The sequence below is a fragment of the Blastococcus sp. HT6-4 genome, assembly GCF_039679125.1.
GTDB classification, from domain to species: domain Bacteria; phylum Actinomycetota; class Actinomycetes; order Mycobacteriales; family Geodermatophilaceae; genus Blastococcus; species Blastococcus montanus.
Map to the genome: position 1 here is coordinate 2,198,077 of NZ_CP155551.1, position 14,937 is coordinate 2,213,013.

Consider the following 14,937-nt stretch of genomic DNA (forward strand, 5'->3'; position numbering starts at 1 on the left):
GAGCGAGCGTGCAGGAGATGGTGTCCATGGCCCCGGAGGCGATCCGGCCCGCGACCAACTGGGCGGGGAACGTCACCTACCGGGCGGCCCGGCTGCACCGGCCCGCGAGCGTCGCCGAGCTGCAGGACGTCCTGGCGGGCAGCGACCGGGTCAAGGCGCTCGGCTCGCGGCACTGCTTCAACGACATCGCCGACACCACCAGCGATCTCGTGCTCCTCGACGGGCTGGACACCGGCGTGGAGGTGGAGCGGTCCCCCGGCGGGGACGGCGGCGTGGTGTGGGTCCCCGGCGGGATGCCCTACAGCCACCTGGTCCCCCGCCTGGCGGAGCACGGCTGCGCGCTGCACAACCTCGCCTCGCTGCCGCACATCACCGTCGCGGGGGCCACCGCCACCGGGACCCACGGATCCGGCAACCGCAACGGCTCGCTCAGCACCTCGGTGGTGGGTCTGGACCTGGTCCGGTCCGACGGCGAGGTCGTCACCCTCCTGCACGGGGACCCGGACTTCGCCGGCGCCGTCGTCCACCTCGGCGCGCTCGGCGTCGTCACCCGGATCGGCCTGCGGTTCCAGCCGGCCTTCCAGGTGCGCAACACCGTCTACACCGGCCTGACCTGGGACCGGCTCGTCACCGACTTCCAGGCCGTGACGGACGCGGCCTACAGCGTCAGCGTCTTCACCGACTGGCACGAGGTGAGCCAGGTGTGGGTCAAGTCGCGCACGGACGAGCCCGACGTCGCCCCGGAGGACTTCTTCGGCGCCCGTGCGGCCACGGTGCCGACCCACATGCTGAAGGACACCCCGGTCGAGAACCTCACCGAGCAGCTGGGCGTCCCGGGCGAGTGGCACGAGCGGCTCCCGCACTTCCGCACCGGGTTCACGCCCAGCAACGGCGACGAGCTGCAGACCGAGTACTTCGTCCCGCGCCGGCACGTCGCCGAGGCGTGCGCCGCGCTGCGCTCCCTCGCGCCCCGGATCGCTCCGCTGCTGCAGATCAGCGAGCTGCGCACCGTGGCGGCCGACGACCTGTGGCTGAGCCCGGCCCACGACGCCGACGTCCTGGCGCTGCACTTCACCTGGCTCCCCGACGAGGCCGGGGTGCGCGCGCTGCTCCCGGAGATCGAGGCGGCGCTGCGCCCGTACGGCGCGCGGCCGCACTGGGGCAAGCTCTTCACGACCGGGGCCGACGAGCTCGAGCGGGCGTACCCGCGGATGCCGGACTTCCGGGCGCTGGTCCGCCGCTTCGATGCGCGCGGCGCGTTCCGCAACGACTTCCTGGACCGGACGGTCGCGGCGTTCGGGTGACCGGGGCGCCCGGCCCCCGCCCGGTCAGCGGCGCCGCCGGCCCGCGCCACCGGGTGCCGGACGGGCCAGGAACTCCCCGAGGATGACCCCTGCCGCCAGCGCCAGCCCGATCGTGGTCGCCTGGCTGAGCAGGACCAGCCCGGTCCCGGTGTCCCCGGCCGCCAGGAACAGCATCCCGCGGTAGATGAGGAGGCCCGGGAGCAGCGGGATGATCCCGGCCGCGATGTAGATCAGCGGCGAGGCCTTCTGCCGGTGGGCCAGCAGGTAGGCGCCGGCCCCGACCAGCACCGCCGCCGCACCGGTGGACAGGGCGGGATCGAGCCCCAGTTCGCCGAGGCCGCGGAAGGCTCCCCAGCCCAGCGCGCCGGCCAGGCCGGCGGCCGGGAGGGTGCGCCGCGGGGCGTAGTTCGCCGCCGCCGCGGCCGCCGCCGCGATCACCGCGGCGACGAGCTGCACGGGCACCTCACCCAGCCTGCCGGCCGGCGCCTGGGCGACCGCGAGGGCGACCCCCGCCCGGTCGGCGACCGAGAGGACGGCCGCCACGCCGCTCACGATCCCCGCGGTGAGGATGAACACCTCGAACGCCCGGGCGCTGGCCGTCAGCACGAAGCCGTTGATCGCGTCCTGGACCGCGCCGACCAGCGTGACCCCGGGCAGGAGCAGGACGATGCCGCTCGCCACGATCAGGGACGGGCGCACCCCGAGGTCGGCCACCGTGACGGCCATGGCCACCGCGGTGGCGATCGCCGCCCCCACCACGTTGGCGTAGAAGTCGGGCAGCCGGCGGGCGACCAGGGCCCCGGTCGTGCGGTCGACCAGCACGGTGGTGACGAAGGCGATGACCGTCACCAGGAGGCCGGCGCCGATCAGGACGGCGAAGCCGGCGCCCAGCAGCGCGCGGAAGCCGGTGATGGCCCACCGCCGGTACGCGGGGCGCCGGCTCTCGATCGCCTCCAGGCGGGCAACCGCCTCGGCGAGGCCGATGCGCCGGCTCACCACGTCGTCCACCAGGTTGTGGATCTCGGTCACCCGGGTGTAGTCGGGGTTCCGCTCCTGGACGAGGCGGACGCTGGTGACCGGGGCGACGTCGGGCGCCCGCAGGTAGGACATCGTGATCGAGGTGAAGGTGACCTCGCTGACCAGGCCCCGCAGACCGCACGCGCGAGCGAGCGCGATCGTCGCCGCCGTCACGTCGGAGGCCGCCGCACCCCCCGAGAGGAGCACCTCGCCGGCCCGGAGCGCGAAGTCCAGGATGCGGTAGGCCTCGCGCTCCTCGGGTTCGGGGAGGTGGACCGGCTCCGGAGGTCCGGCCGGGTCCCGTCGTCGCCCCCCGCGACGGCGACCTGCGACCACCGTTGCTCCTCACCTGTTCGTCGATCGTCGGGGTCGCCTCGCACCCCGCTACCCGGCGGCCGGGTGGCCCCGGCTGCCCGTCCCTACGACGACGTCGTCAGCGCGTCGGTCAGCAGGGCGACGAGCGCCTCGTGCTGGACGTCGGCGGAGGACGAGATCTCGTCCCCCGAGCCGTCGAGGGCCCTGGCGGCGAGCCCCGCCTTGCTGTCGATGAGCTCGGCGACCCGGGCGTCGATGGTCTGCGCGGCGATGATCCGCCACGCGGTGACCGGTTCGGTCTGCCCGATGCGGTGGCTGCGGTCGATGGCCTGCGTCTGCTCGGCGTCGGTCCAGGACAGCTCGGCGAGCACGACGTTGGAGGCGACCTGCAGGTTGAGCCCCACGCCGGCCGCGGTCAGGGAGCACACCGCGACGGCGACGTCCGGATCGTTGACGAAGGCGTCGACGTGCTTCTGCCGCGTCGCGGGGGTCTGGTCGCCGCGGATGGAGGAGAACCTGATCCCGAGCTTGGTGAAGGTCTCCTCGGCGGCGTCCATCACGTCGACGTGCTTGGCGAAGAACACCACCTTGCCGGCGCTGCGCGCGAGCTGGGCGGCGTAGTCGGCGGCGGGGCCGGCCTTCGCCCGGCCGATGCGCCGCATCATGCTGAAGACGTTCTCGCCGTCCTGCGTGGTGCTGGCCTCCTTCAGCTCCCACCGGGCCACCCGGCGCACGAGGTCGTGGTCGATGCCCTCGACGACGTCGTGCGACTCGCGGGCGGCGAGCGCGCTCTCGTAGCGCTTCACCAGCCGGCGCGCCAGCTCCCGCTCGGCCGCGCGGATGGAGCGGCCGGCCTTGTCGTCGAGCTCGACGGGGAGGTCGGCGATCCGGCGGGCGGGGATGTCGGCGGCGACGTCCACCTTGCGGCGGCGGACGATGCCGAGGTCGACCACGGACCTGCGGGCGGCCGGGTAGAAGCCGGGGTCGGCGGGCGTCAGGCCCGTCTCCTCCAGCGCGTCCGTCAGCTCGGCGAGCGGTCCGCTCTCGTCGATCCAGCCGAGGAACTGCCAGATGGCCCGGAAGTCCTCGATGTCGTTGATCAGCGGGGTGCCGGTGAGCGCCATCAGCAGGGGGCGCCCGGTGCGGGCCCGGATGCGCTCGGACAGCTCCAGCACGTGCTGCGAGCGCTGGGAGGTCTTGTTCTTGATGAAGTGCGCCTCGTCGACGACCATGCCGCGGAAGCCGAAGTCGCCGATCCACCCCACGTGGCGGTCGAGCACCTCGTAATTGACGACGACGATGTCGGCGAAGGCGTCGATCGTCTCGCCGTTGCCGTGGATCACGGTGGCCGCGCGGTGCGGGGTCCAGCGGCCGGCCTCCCGTGCCCAGTTGGTCTTCACCACGTTCGGCACGACGACGAGCAGCGGGTACGCGTCCGCCGCCTCGGCGGCCAGCAGCGCCTGGGCCGTCTTGCCCAGGCCGGGCTCGTCGGCGAGCAGGAAGGTCCGGTGGCCGGACGCGGCGGCGGCGACCACCTCCGCCTGGTGCGGCATCAGCTCCAGACCACCCGGCGCGCGCAGGGACGACGGCGCGGGAAGGGTCATGCACGCCGAGGCTCCGCCGCTCGCGCGCTCGAAGGAACTGAGGAGCGGGCCGAGCAGCTCCCAGCCGGCCAGCCGGCGCGGGCGGGGCGCACTCGGCCGCGGGGCCGAGAAGTCCGGGGCGAGGAAGGGGTTGGCCAGCTGCCGCGAGATGACCGACTGCGGCACGACCCGGTTCTCGGGAACCGCGGGTGCGGGCGCGGGCTCCGGCGGCGCGACCTCGTCCGGCACCGGCTCGATGCCCACGGCGCGCAGCAGCTCCTGCTTGCGCGACCGGACCGCGTCGGGGACGACGGCGTCCTCGGAGAGGAGCCCGAGCAGCGCGGGGTCACGGACGGCCGTCTTCGCGAGGATGGTCGCGATCCCGTCGAGGCGCTTGAGCCGCTCGGCCCGGCGGGCTTCGCTGAGGGACTCGTCCGCACGGACCCGGGCATGCTCCTCGCGCAGCATCAGCGCGACGACCTGGAACTTGGCGCGCACCGACGGCGACACGGGGCCGCGCTCGGCGGCCGCCTCGACCTCACGGACGGTGCGCGCGAGCACCGAGACCACGTCGTCGCGGTCGCGGTCGCGGACACGCCGCTGGTTCCGCGGGGCGGCGGTGCGGCGGGTGCCCGCCTTCGACTGGCCTCGTCGGGCCACAGACTCCTCCTTCGAACGCCCGGCACGGTGCCGCGGCGGGATGCCGCAGCCGGCTCCACGGACCCGTGGGACCGACGCCGCGAGGAGGGGCCTGGGCGGCGGTTCGCGACGCGACTCGACCCCACGGATCGGCAGGCATCGACGCCTCGGGACCCGACGGCCCGCCCGCGGTGGGCAGCCATGGCCACCAGTCGATGGCCGGGGCACCGACCGCACGGGGGGAGCCGTCGTCAGACAGGCGACGGCGTCCCTGGGTCGGTGCTGCCCGCCATGCTAGCGCCTGTCCGCCCGGCTCCGCCTGCCGCGGCGGCCGGACGGCGCGAACCGGCCACCGGTTTCCGCGCGAGGTGCTGCGCGCGCCGCGACACGCTGGTTGACTCGGCGGATGGTCGAACCACTGCCCGAGCCCGAACCGCAGCTCCATCCGGACCAGCCGATGCCCGACGACCCGGCCGAACTGCTCCCCGACGCGGCGGAGCCGCTCCCCCCCGCGCCGATCGAGTCGACGCCCGACGATCCCGGCGGCGACACCGGAGGCGTGCCCGAGCCCGCCTGATCCACCGCCTGCGACCACGGGGTGGCCGGGCGCCCCTCGCTCCGGCGGGTGGAACCGGCCGGACATGCCCGGCGGGCCCGCACCGGAGGGTTATCGTCGGCCGCACATCCTGAGCGCGTCAGTCCACGAAGGAGCACGAGAGCCAGGTGCGGAGGCCCTCACCGAGGATGGCGGACGTCGCCCGCGCGGCCGGGGTGTCGCTGGGCACCGTCTCCAACGTCCTCAACAACCCGGCGCGGGTGGCTCCCGAGACGCGCCAGAAGGTCGAGGCGGCCATCGCCGAGCTCGGCTTCGTCCGCAACGGCGCTTCGCAGCGCTCCTCCCCCGGCATGGTCGACGTCGCGCGGGCGGCCGGGGTGTCGCTGGGCACCGTCTCCAACGTCCTCAACGACCCGGCGAAGGTGACCGCCGAGACCCGCCGCAAGGTCGAGGCCGCGATCGCCGAGCTCGGCTTCGTCCGCAACGGCGCGGCGCGCTCGCTGAAGTCCGGCACCAGCAGCACCCTCGGCTTCGTCGTCCAGGACCTGAGCAACACCTTCTTCCTCGACATGGTCCGCGGCGCCGAGGAGGAGGCCGCCCTGTCCGGGATGAACGTGCTCCTCGCCAACTCGGCCTCCGACGGTGCCAAGCAGCAGGCCTACCTGAACCTGTTCGAGCAGGAGCAGGTCGCCGGGATCCTCGTCGCCCCGCATCGCCGGACGCTCGACCAGATCCGCGCCCTCCAGGCCCGCGGCATGCCGCTCGTGGTGCTCAACGATCCCTCCCCCGGGCTCGACGTCTGCGCGGTCATGACCGACAACGTCCGCGGCGGTTACCTGGCGGCGCGGCACCTGATCGACTCCGGGCGCCGGCGGCTGCTCTTCGCCGGCCCCCAGCAGTTCCGGGTCATCGGCGAGCGGCTGGAGGGAGCTGCCCGGGCCGTGTGTGAGGCGGGCGCGGCGGTCACCCTCGAGCGCGTCGACACCCCGGAGGTCCGGGCCGAGGACGGCCGGCGGGTCGCCGAGGAGATCCTGGGGCGTCCGGAGGCCGACCGCCCGGACGCCGTGCTCGGCGCGGCTGACCTGCTCGCCCTCGGCGTCATCCAGCACGTCCTGCTGGACGGCCGGCTGCGCATCCCGGAGCACCTCGCCGTCGTGGGTTACGACAACAACCGCTCGGCCTGGAACAGCGTCGTCCCCATCACCACGCTGGACCAGGCCGGCGAGGAGATGGGCCGGACGGCGGCGCGACTGCTGCTCGAACAGCTGACCTCCCCCCGCCGGCAGGAGCACCGCGCCGTGACGCTGGAGCCGGTGCTCATCCCGCGGGAGAGCACCGTCGGTCGCTGAGGCGGCGGCCGGGCGGCGTCCTCACCGGCGGTCCGCGCGGTCGACCGTCCGCGGCCGGCCCGCCGTCACCTCCAGCGTGAAGGCCTCCCCCTCGTCGGCGGAGTCGGCGGCCACCCGCAGCCGGTGCCGGCCGTCGGCCACCACGCGCCGGCCGAGGCCGGGGTCGAAGCGCAGGAGCGCCTCCGGCCCGAGCACCACGCGGACGTCGGCGGACTCGCCCGCGGCCAGCGGCACGCGGGCCACCCCGGCGAGGGCGGCGCCGTCCGTGGCGCCCTCGAGCTCCAGGTACGCCTGCACCACGTGCACCGTGGGCCGGCTCCCCCGGTTGGCCGCCCGCAGGACGAGGACCACCTCGCCGTCGACCACCCGCGCCGCCGTGAACTCGTGCGCGGTCGTGGAGTAACCGAGGCCGTGGCCGAACGGGAACAGGGCGCCGGCGCGCCGCACGGCCGGCGAGCGGTGCCCGATCGCCGCGCCCTCGTCGTACCGCAGCTCGGTGCGGACGTCCTCCGGATCGCCGGCGCCGGGGAGGTGGCAGGGGTCCCGTGGAAAGGTCAGCGGCAGCCGCCCACCGGGCTCCGCGTCGCCGAAGAGGACGTCCGCGAGGGCGGCGCCGAACTGCTCTCCCGGGTACCAGACCTGGAGCACCGCGGCGACCTCGTCCCGCCACGGCATCAGGACTGCGCCCGGGGTGTTGAGCACGACCACCGTGCGCGGGTTGGCCGCGGCCACCCGGGCCACCAGCTCGTCCTGGTCCCCGGGCAGGGCGAGCCCGGCGCGGTCCATCCCCTCGCCGGAGACCGCCTGCACGAGGACGACGGCGACGTCCGCGCCCGCGGCCGCCGCGACCGCTTCCTCGATCAGGGCATCGGGCTGCTGCCAGCCCAGGTGCAGCTCGGGGGCCCAGCCCATGGGCGGGAAGAGCATGGCCGGCCCGATGTCGTAGTCGATCTCCACCGTCACCGGCACCCCCGCCTCCAGGTGCACGACGGCCTGGAGCGCGTACCGGGGGCCGGCGATGAACCGCACGGCCTCGCGGCTGCCGGCGAGGACGACCTCCCCGTCGACCCGGACCACCGCGCGGCCGGCCAGGGCGAGCGAGAGCCGGTGCGGGCCGGAGCGGTCGGAGGTCAGCCGGGTGGCCCACCGCCGGGGCCACGCGTTCCGCATGTCCTCCTCGCCGGCCCGGAAGTCGACCGTCTCCTCGACCCCGGCCCGCGCCGAGCCGTCGGCCGCGACCCGCTCGACGTGCACGCCGGGTCCGGAGCCGTCGGGCAGGGTGAAGGCGCCGGCCGGCACGGCCGGCAGCTGCACGTCGCCCCACGAGCCCTGGGCCGCGACGACGCGCACCGCGGAGCCCGCCCGCCGCCGGATGCCCGCGAGCGGGGAGATCGCCCGCGCGGGGTCGATGTCCACCGCCCCCGCGCCCCCCATCGTGTACAGGGCGTCCTCCCCGGCCGGCCCGAGGACGGCGAGCGTCCGCACGTCCGCGCTCAGCGGCAGCGTCGCGTCCCGGTTGGTCAGGAGCACGGTGCCGGCGACCGCCGCCCGCCGCGCGAGGTCGAGGTGCCCGGCCGTGGACGGTGCGGCGGCCTCGGGCAGCGGGGAGTCCACCAGCCCGGAGCCGATGAGCGCGCGCAGGATCCGCCCGGCGATCGCGTCGCTCGTGCCCGCCGGCAGGCCAGGTGCCGCCAGCATCTCCGGCGTCCGCCCGCCCGGCTCGCCCAGCCCCGGGACGTCGAGCCCCGCCGCCAACGCCGCGGCCGGGTCCCGGACGGCGAACAGGAAGTCGGGGGCGAGGAACCCCCGCCATCCCCATTCCCGGCGCGGCAGCTCGAGCAGCTCGCGGTTCTGGCAGGTGTACTCACCGCCCAGCCGGTTGTAGGAGCCCATGATCGCCCAGGCGCCGGCGTCGACCGCCGCCCGGAAGGGCGGGAGGTGGACGTCGTGCAGGGTCGCCCAGGAGGCCTGCACGTCCATCGCGTCGCCGCGCTGCCAGCCCGGCCCCCACCCCGTCCGGCGGTCCTCGGCGGTGTAGCCGACGTAGTGCTTCAGCATCGCGATCACCGCGTTGCCCTGCACGCCGCGGACGTGCGCCGCCCCGATCAGGCCGGTCAGGTGCGGGTCCTCGCCGAAGCCCTCGGGCACCCGTCCGCCACGGGGGTCTCGGGCGAGGTCGAGGGTCGGGCCCAGCAGCACGCTGAACCCGCCGGTCCGGACCTCGGCGCCCACGGCGGCGCCGTACTCCGCCGCCAGGGCGGCGTCGAACGAGGCCGCCAGCGCGATGCCCGCGGGGAAGGCGGTGGCGCCATCGACCCCGCGCAGGCCGCTCCCCGCGTCGACGTAGTGCGGGTGCGGGAGGCCGCGCGCCGTCAGCGGTGCCCACTCCCCGAGTGCGAGGGCGGTGCGCTCGTCCGCGGACAGCTCGGCGAGAAGGGCCCGGACGCGCTCCTCTACGGGGAGTGCCGCGTCGCGCCAGCGCGGGAGCGGCGCGGCGGGGTCGGGGCTCACCGGAGCGTCACCTCGAAGCAGTGGGTGCCCGGACCGATCTCGGCCGGCTCGGCCCCGGGCAGATCCACGGTGGCCGTCGTACCGGTGGGCACCTCCACCCGGACGGTGAGCTCCGGGCCGGCCAGCCGCCACGACACCTCGGCCGGGCCGTACGGCGTCTCGTGCCGGGCCCGGGCTGACGTGAGGCCCCCGCCCGGGCGCGGCCGGACCAGGATCCGGCGGTAGCCCGGCGCGGCCGGGGCCAGCCCGGCCACCACCCGGTGCAGCCAGTCGGCCACCGCACCGAGGGCGTAGTGGTTGAAGGAGGTCATGTCACCCGGGTTCACCGTGCCGTCGGGCAGCAGGCTGTCCCAGCGCTCCCAGATGGTGGTCGCCCCCTGGGTCACCGGGTACAGCCACGAGGGGCAGCTGCGCTCCAGGAGGAGGGCGTAGGCGGCGTCCTCCCGGCCGACCGAGCTGAGGGCGTCGCAGACGACCGGGGTGCCGGCGAACCCGGTGGCGATGCGGTTGCCGCCCTCGGCGACCAGCTCGGCCAGCCGCCGCCCGGCCCGGGCGCGCTGCGCGGCCGACGGGATCAGGTCGAAGACGAGGGCCAGCGCGTAGGCCGTCTGCGCGTCGCTGACGACGCGGCCGGTGGGGCTGACGTACTCGGCGGCGAACGCCGCGGCGACCCGCTCGGCCATCGCGCCGTAGTGCTTCTCGTCCTCGAGCTCCCCCAGGACACCGGCGATCCGGCTCAGGTGCAGGGCGGACCACGCGTGGTACGCGGTGGCCACCAGGTACCGGTCGGTCCGGGCCGCTGCCGGGTCCTCCGGGGGTGCGGCCGGGTCCAGCCAGTCCCCGAGCTGCATCCCGTGGTCCCACAACCCGTCGTCCCCGACGCGGGCCGCCACGCAGTCCACCCACGCCTTCGCACTGGCGTACTGGGTGCGCAGGACACCGCTGTCCCCGAAGCGCTCGTACAGCACCGCCGGCGTCAGCACCGCCACGTCGCCCCAGACGGCCCCCGGGTTGGCCGGCGTCCAGTCCCCGCCGGGGATCTCCGGCACGTACCAGGGGATGGTCCCGTCCGGGTACTGCTCGGCGGCGACGTCCCGCAGCCAGGAGCCGACCATCCCCGCGCAGTCGTAGAGGAAGCCGGCGGTCGGCGCGAACACCTGCAGGTCACCGGTCCAGCCCAGCCGCTCGTCCCGCTGCGGGCAGTCGGTCGGCAGGTCGACGAAGTTGCCGCGCATGCTCCACACCACGTTCTCGTGCAGCCGGCTGACCAGTGGGTCGGAGCACTCGAACCAGCCGGTCCGCTCCATGTCGGTGTGGTAGACGCGGGCGACCACGTCCCCGGGCGCCGGCTCGCCCGGCCAGCCGGTGATCTCGGCGTAGCGGAACCCGTGGAAGGTGAACCGCGGCTCCCAGGTCTCCACCCCGCCGCCGCGGAGGGTGTACTCGTCGGTGGCCTCGGCCCCACGCAGCGGGCGGGTGCAGAGCTCGCCGTCCTCCAGCACCTCGGCATGCCGGAGCCGCACCGTCGTCCCGGCCGGCCCGTCGACGCGGATCCGCAGCCGCCCCGCGATGTTCTGGCCGAAGTCGACGATCGTCGCGCCCGACGGGGAGGTGCCGATCGACACCGGTCGCAGCTCGCCGGTGCAGCGGACGGGCGGACCGGTCGGGGCGACCAGGGTGGCCGGGTCGCGCTCCACGGGGACGACCGGGGCCCAGCCCGAGTCGTCGAATCCCGGGCGTGACCAGCCGGCGGGCTCCCGCCGGGCGTCGTAGCGCTCGCCCTCGTAGAGCCCCGCGCGTGCGATGGGGCCGAGGCCCGCCCGCCAGCGCGGACCGGTCGCCACCGTCTCGCCGGTGCCGTCGGTGTAGCGCACCTCGAGCTGGGCCAGCAGCGCGACCCGGTCGCCGTAGAGGTTCCGGTGCCCGCCGTGAAAGCCCAGCCGGCCGCGGTACCAGCCGTCGGCCAGCCAGGCGCCCACGGCGTTCTCCCCCTCGACGAGGAGCGAGGTCACGTCGTGGGTCGCGTACCGCAGCCGGGAGGAGTAGCTCGTCCAGCCGGGGGCCAGCGCGTCGTCCCCGACGCGGTGCCCGTTCAGCTCGACCTCGTAGAGGCCGTGCGCGGTCACGTACAGGCGTGCCTGCGCGACCTGCCGGCCGACGGTGAACGACGTCCGGACCAGTGGAGGCGGCTCGTCGCCGTCCCGGTCCGCCGGCCACGACGGGGTGACGGCCACGGCGGTCCAGTCCCCCGGGTCCAGCAGCCCCGCCTCGACCGGGGCGGGGCTGCTCCAGGACGACGGGTGCGGCCCGTCCCCCCAGACCCGGATCCGCACGACCCGCCGCTCGCGGGAGGCCAGCGGGCCGGTCGGCCACGGGACCAGCACGCTGTCGGGGCTCTCGATCCGCCCGCTGGCCCAGCGCCGACCCTCGCCCGTCGCCTCGACCTCGTAGGCCCGCTGCCGCCAGTCCGGCGGCGCCGTGACCTTCCAGGACAGCCGCGGCGCGGCCTCCCCGATGCCCAGCGCCTCGCGATGGTGCTCGAAGCGGGGGGCGGAGACGGTCACGGTCGTCGGCATGCGGGGCCTTTCACGGGTGGATCGAGCGACGTTCGGTCGTCGCGGGTGGGGATGCGCGGGGCGGGATCGGGCGTGCGGCGACGGAGCCCGGCCACGCGGAACGGCAGGCCGGGGGCCGGTGGTGCGGGACCGCGGCGGCGGGTCAGCCGCCGAGCCGGGAACCGTCGACGGTCGAGAACAGGTGGGTGCGGCCCTGCTCCGGGCGGACGTGGACCCTGGAGCCCCGGGCCGGCGTCCGGCGCCCGTCGACGCGCACGACCATCGGGTGCTCGTCGCCGGCGATCACCGTCCGCCCGTAGACGTAGGCGTCGGCGCCGAGCTCCTCGACGACGTCGACCTCGACCGGCAGGCCGTCCCCGGCGATCTGCAGGTCCTCCGGCCGCACCCCGACCAGGACCCGCTGGCCACCGGCCGCCCCGAGGACCGAGCGCTCCACCGGCAGCGTGGTGTCCCCGAACTCGACGCCGCCGTCGACGGCCTTGACCTCCAGCAGGTTCATCGCCGGGGAGCCGATGAAGCCGGCGACGAAGGCGTTGACCGGGCGGTCGTAGAGCTCCCGCGGGGCCCCGACCTGCTGCAGGAGGCCGTCCTTGAGCACGCAGACCCGGTCACCCATCGTCATCGCCTCCACCTGGTCGTGGGTGACGTAGACGGTGGTGACCCCGAGCCGGCGCTGCAGCGTGGCGATCTCGGTCCTCGTCTGCACACGGAGCTTGGCGTCGAGGTTGGACAACGGCTCGTCCATCAGGAAGACCTGAGGACGGCGGACGATCGCGCGTCCCATCGCCACCCGCTGCCGCTGACCACCCGACAGCGCCTTCGGCTTGCGGTCCAGGTAGGGGTCGAGGTCGAGGATCCGGGCGGCCTCCTTCACCCGCTCCGCGATCTCGTCCTTCTTCACTCCGGCGATCTTCAGTGCGAAGCCCATGTTCTCGCCGACGGTCATGTGCGGGTACAGCGCGTAGTTCTGGAACACCATCGCGATGTCGCGGTCCTTGGGGGCCACGTGCGTGACGTCGCGCTCCCCGATGAGGACCCGCCCGCCATCGACCTCCTCGAGCCCCGCGAGCATCCGCAGCGACGTCGACTTCCCGCAGCCGGACGGGCCGACGAGCACGAGGAACTCGCCGTCCTCGATCCGCAGGTCGAGCTGGTCCACCGCGGGCCGGTCGGACCCAGGGTACACCCGCGTGGCGCTGTCGTAGGTGACCGTGGCCATGTTCTGCCTTCCTGAGGGGCCGGTACGGGGCCCGTGGTGTCAGCTCACCGGAGCGAGCGCTGGTCGGGTGCGGGATGCGCGGAGGGGAGGGCCCTCGCGCCGGTCAGCCCTTGACGGCGCCGGCGGTCATGCCCTCGACGATCTTCTTGTTGAAGAAGAGGAACATCAGCAGCGGCGGGATCGTGATGAGCAGGATGTCGGTGAAGAGCAGGTGCCACTGCGTGGAGAACTGGCTCTGGAAGTTGAACAGCGTCAGCTGCACCGTGGCGTTCTCGTCACCCGGCAGGAAGTACAGCGGGTTGACGAAGTCGTTGAAGACGAACACCGACTGCACGACGATCACCGTGACGATCACCGAGCGCAGCAGCGGGAAGACGACCTGGAAGAACAACCGGATGGGTCCGGCCCCGTCGATGGTCGCCGCCTCGTCCAGCTCGCGGGGGATGGTCGCGATGAATGCCTGGAAGAGCAGGATCGTGAACGCCAGCCCGAAGGCGATCTCGACGAGGATGAGCCCGCCGAGCGTGCGGAACAGGCCGATGCCCTGGAGCACCCAGATGGTCGGGACCACGGCCGGGGGGATGATCAGCCCCGAGAGCACGAGCAGGTTGATCGCCCCGTTCCAGCGGCTCTGCCGGCGCTGGAGCACGAACGCCACCATGGCCCCGAGGATCACCATGCCGGCGACGCTGGCCACGGTGAGGATCGTGCTGTTCACGAACGCGGTCAGGAGCATGTAGTCCCGGGCCGACACGACCTCGACGATGTTGCTGACCAGGTTGTTGCTCGCCGGCCAGGAGAAGTCGAGCCGGGCCGCCTGCTGCCGGTCCTTGAAGGCCATCAGCACGATGAAGACGAACGGGACGATGAAGAGGGCCGCCGTCAGCAGGAGGGCGGCGCCGCCCATCCAGTAGCGCGATGCGCGTCTCACATTTCCACCTGCTTGCGGTTGAGTGCCCAGAACAGCGGGACGACGATCAGCGCCACCGCGAGGAAGAGGATGACGTTGCCGGCCGTCGAGAGACCCCAGAAGCCGGCCTGGTACTGCTTGTAGATCACCGACGCGATGACGTCGGAGCTGAAGCCCGGCCCCCCGCGCGTCATCGCCCAGATGAGGTCGAACGACCGCAGGCCACCGATGAGCGACAGGATGATGACCGTGACCGTCGCCGGCCGGGCCAGCGGCAGGATGATGTTCCGGAACCGCTGCCACGCACCTGCGCCATCCATCGCGGCCGCCTCGAAGTAGTCGCGCGGGATCGAGACGATGCCGGCGATGTAGATGACCGTCGCCAGGCCGACGCCCTTCCAGACGTCGACCAGGGCCACCGAGTAGAGCGCCAGGTCGGGGTCGGTCAGCCAGCCGGGGCCGTCGATACCGACGAGCGCCAGCGCCTCGTTGATCAGGCCTTCCTGCGGGTCCATCAGGACGACGAAGGTGATGCCGACCCCGATCGTGCTCACGAGCACGGGGAAGAAGACCACCGAGCGCAGCCAGCCCCGGGCGATGATCTGCGACGTCAGCATGACGGCGAACAACAGCCCCAGGACCACCTTCAGCGCGGACGTGAGGACGCCGTAGATCAGGCTGTTCTTGAGGCCGGTCACCAACGCCCGCTCGCGGAAGAACTGGACGAAGTTGTCGAAGCCGATGAACTCCTGGGAGAACAGGCCCCACCGGGTGAGGCTGAAGTAGAAGGCGATGACCGTCGGCACCAGGAACAGGACGCCGTAGACGACGCCGGCAGGGAGGTAGAACCAGTACGGGTACTGGCTCTTCGCCCGCCTGCGTGGTCGTTCCGGAGCCGGCGGTGCCGAGGCCTGCCCGGCCGGTGCGCTGTGGATCACTGTGGCCATGTCGGCTCCCC

10 protein-coding genes are annotated in these 14,937 nt (G+C 74.2%); 3 read left to right on the forward strand and 7 right to left on the reverse strand.

Annotated elements, in window-relative coordinates; all coding sequences use genetic code 11:
* The first annotated feature begins 17 nt into the window (after window positions 1-17).
* Window positions 18-1,304, forward strand: coding sequence for a D-arabinono-1,4-lactone oxidase (locus ABDB74_RS10645; RefSeq protein ID WP_346623872.1), 1,287 nt, complete (start codon window positions 18-20; stop codon window positions 1,302-1,304).
* A gap of 24 nt (window positions 1,305-1,328) precedes the next feature.
* On the opposite strand, the gene ABDB74_RS10650 is transcribed toward ABDB74_RS10645, so the two are convergent.
* Together ABDB74_RS10650 and ABDB74_RS10655 are read right to left on the reverse strand one after the other, a co-directional pair.
* Entirely contained in the window at window positions 1,329-2,657 is a 1,329-nt protein-coding gene (locus ABDB74_RS10650) for a threonine/serine exporter family protein (RefSeq protein ID WP_346618414.1), read from the reverse strand.
* A gap of 83 nt (window positions 2,658-2,740) precedes the next feature.
* Window positions 2,741-4,879, reverse strand: coding sequence for a DEAD/DEAH box helicase (locus ABDB74_RS10655; RefSeq protein WP_346618416.1), 2,139 nt, complete (start codon window positions 4,877-4,879; stop codon window positions 2,741-2,743).
* A gap of 385 nt (window positions 4,880-5,264) precedes the next feature.
* Between ABDB74_RS10655 and ABDB74_RS10660 the strand changes: the two genes are divergently transcribed.
* Window positions 5,265-5,435, forward strand: a complete 171-nt coding sequence (locus ABDB74_RS10660; RefSeq protein ID WP_346618417.1) for a hypothetical protein — start codon at window positions 5,265-5,267, stop codon at window positions 5,433-5,435.
* Between the two features lie 167 nt (window positions 5,436-5,602).
* Window positions 5,603-6,763 (forward strand): LacI family DNA-binding transcriptional regulator, encoded by a 1,161-nt coding sequence (locus tag ABDB74_RS10665; protein ID WP_346618419.1) that lies wholly within the window; start codon window positions 5,603-5,605, stop codon window positions 6,761-6,763.
* Between the two features lie 21 nt (window positions 6,764-6,784).
* Here the strand turns inward: ABDB74_RS10665 and ABDB74_RS10670 are convergent, their stop codons facing one another.
* From ABDB74_RS10670 to ABDB74_RS10690, 5 genes are all read right to left on the reverse strand, one after another.
* Complete coding sequence (locus ABDB74_RS10670; protein WP_346618420.1) at window positions 6,785-9,274, reverse strand: glycoside hydrolase family 3 C-terminal domain-containing protein; 2,490 nt, start codon at window positions 9,272-9,274, stop codon at window positions 6,785-6,787.
* Window positions 9,271-11,850: a glycoside hydrolase family 78 protein gene (locus tag ABDB74_RS10675; protein ID WP_346618422.1), complete on the reverse strand. Its 2,580-nt coding sequence runs from the start codon at window positions 11,848-11,850 to the stop codon at window positions 9,271-9,273. The genes ABDB74_RS10670 and ABDB74_RS10675 overlap by 4 nt, the downstream gene beginning before the upstream one ends.
* A 142-nt stretch (window positions 11,851-11,992) precedes the next feature.
* The gene (locus ABDB74_RS10680; RefSeq protein ID WP_346618424.1) at window positions 11,993-13,069 is read right to left on the reverse strand and encodes a sn-glycerol-3-phosphate ABC transporter ATP-binding protein UgpC; all 1,077 of its coding nucleotides are present in this window, start codon (window positions 13,067-13,069) and stop codon (window positions 11,993-11,995) included.
* Window positions 13,070-13,172: 103 nt separating this feature from the next.
* The gene (locus ABDB74_RS10685) at window positions 13,173-14,000 is read right to left on the reverse strand and encodes a carbohydrate ABC transporter permease (RefSeq protein WP_346618425.1); all 828 of its coding nucleotides are present in this window, start codon (window positions 13,998-14,000) and stop codon (window positions 13,173-13,175) included.
* Window positions 13,997-14,926: a sugar ABC transporter permease gene (locus ABDB74_RS10690; RefSeq protein WP_346618426.1), complete on the reverse strand. Its 930-nt coding sequence runs from the start codon at window positions 14,924-14,926 to the stop codon at window positions 13,997-13,999. The genes ABDB74_RS10685 and ABDB74_RS10690 overlap by 4 nt, the downstream gene beginning before the upstream one ends.
* Window positions 14,927-14,937: the final 11 nt, after the last annotated feature.

Excerpts from the sequence above, each read along its gene's own strand:
- ABDB74_RS10660 (WP_346618417.1), top strand. The coding sequence starts at position 5,265 with ATGGTCGAACCACTGCCCGAGCCCGAACCGCAGCTCCATCCGGACCAG.
- ABDB74_RS10675 (WP_346618422.1), bottom strand. The coding sequence starts at position 11,850 with ATGCCGACGACCGTGACCGTCTCCGCCCCCCGCTTCGAGCACCATCGC.
- ABDB74_RS10690 (WP_346618426.1), bottom strand. The coding sequence starts at position 14,926 with ATGGCCACAGTGATCCACAGCGCACCGGCCGGGCAGGCCTCGGCACCG.
- ABDB74_RS10680 (WP_346618424.1), bottom strand. The coding sequence starts at position 13,069 with ATGGCCACGGTCACCTACGACAGCGCCACGCGGGTGTACCCTGGGTCC.
- ABDB74_RS10645 (WP_346623872.1), top strand. The coding sequence starts at position 18 with ATGGTGTCCATGGCCCCGGAGGCGATCCGGCCCGCGACCAACTGGGCG.
- ABDB74_RS10665 (WP_346618419.1), top strand. The coding sequence starts at position 5,603 with ATGGCGGACGTCGCCCGCGCGGCCGGGGTGTCGCTGGGCACCGTCTCC.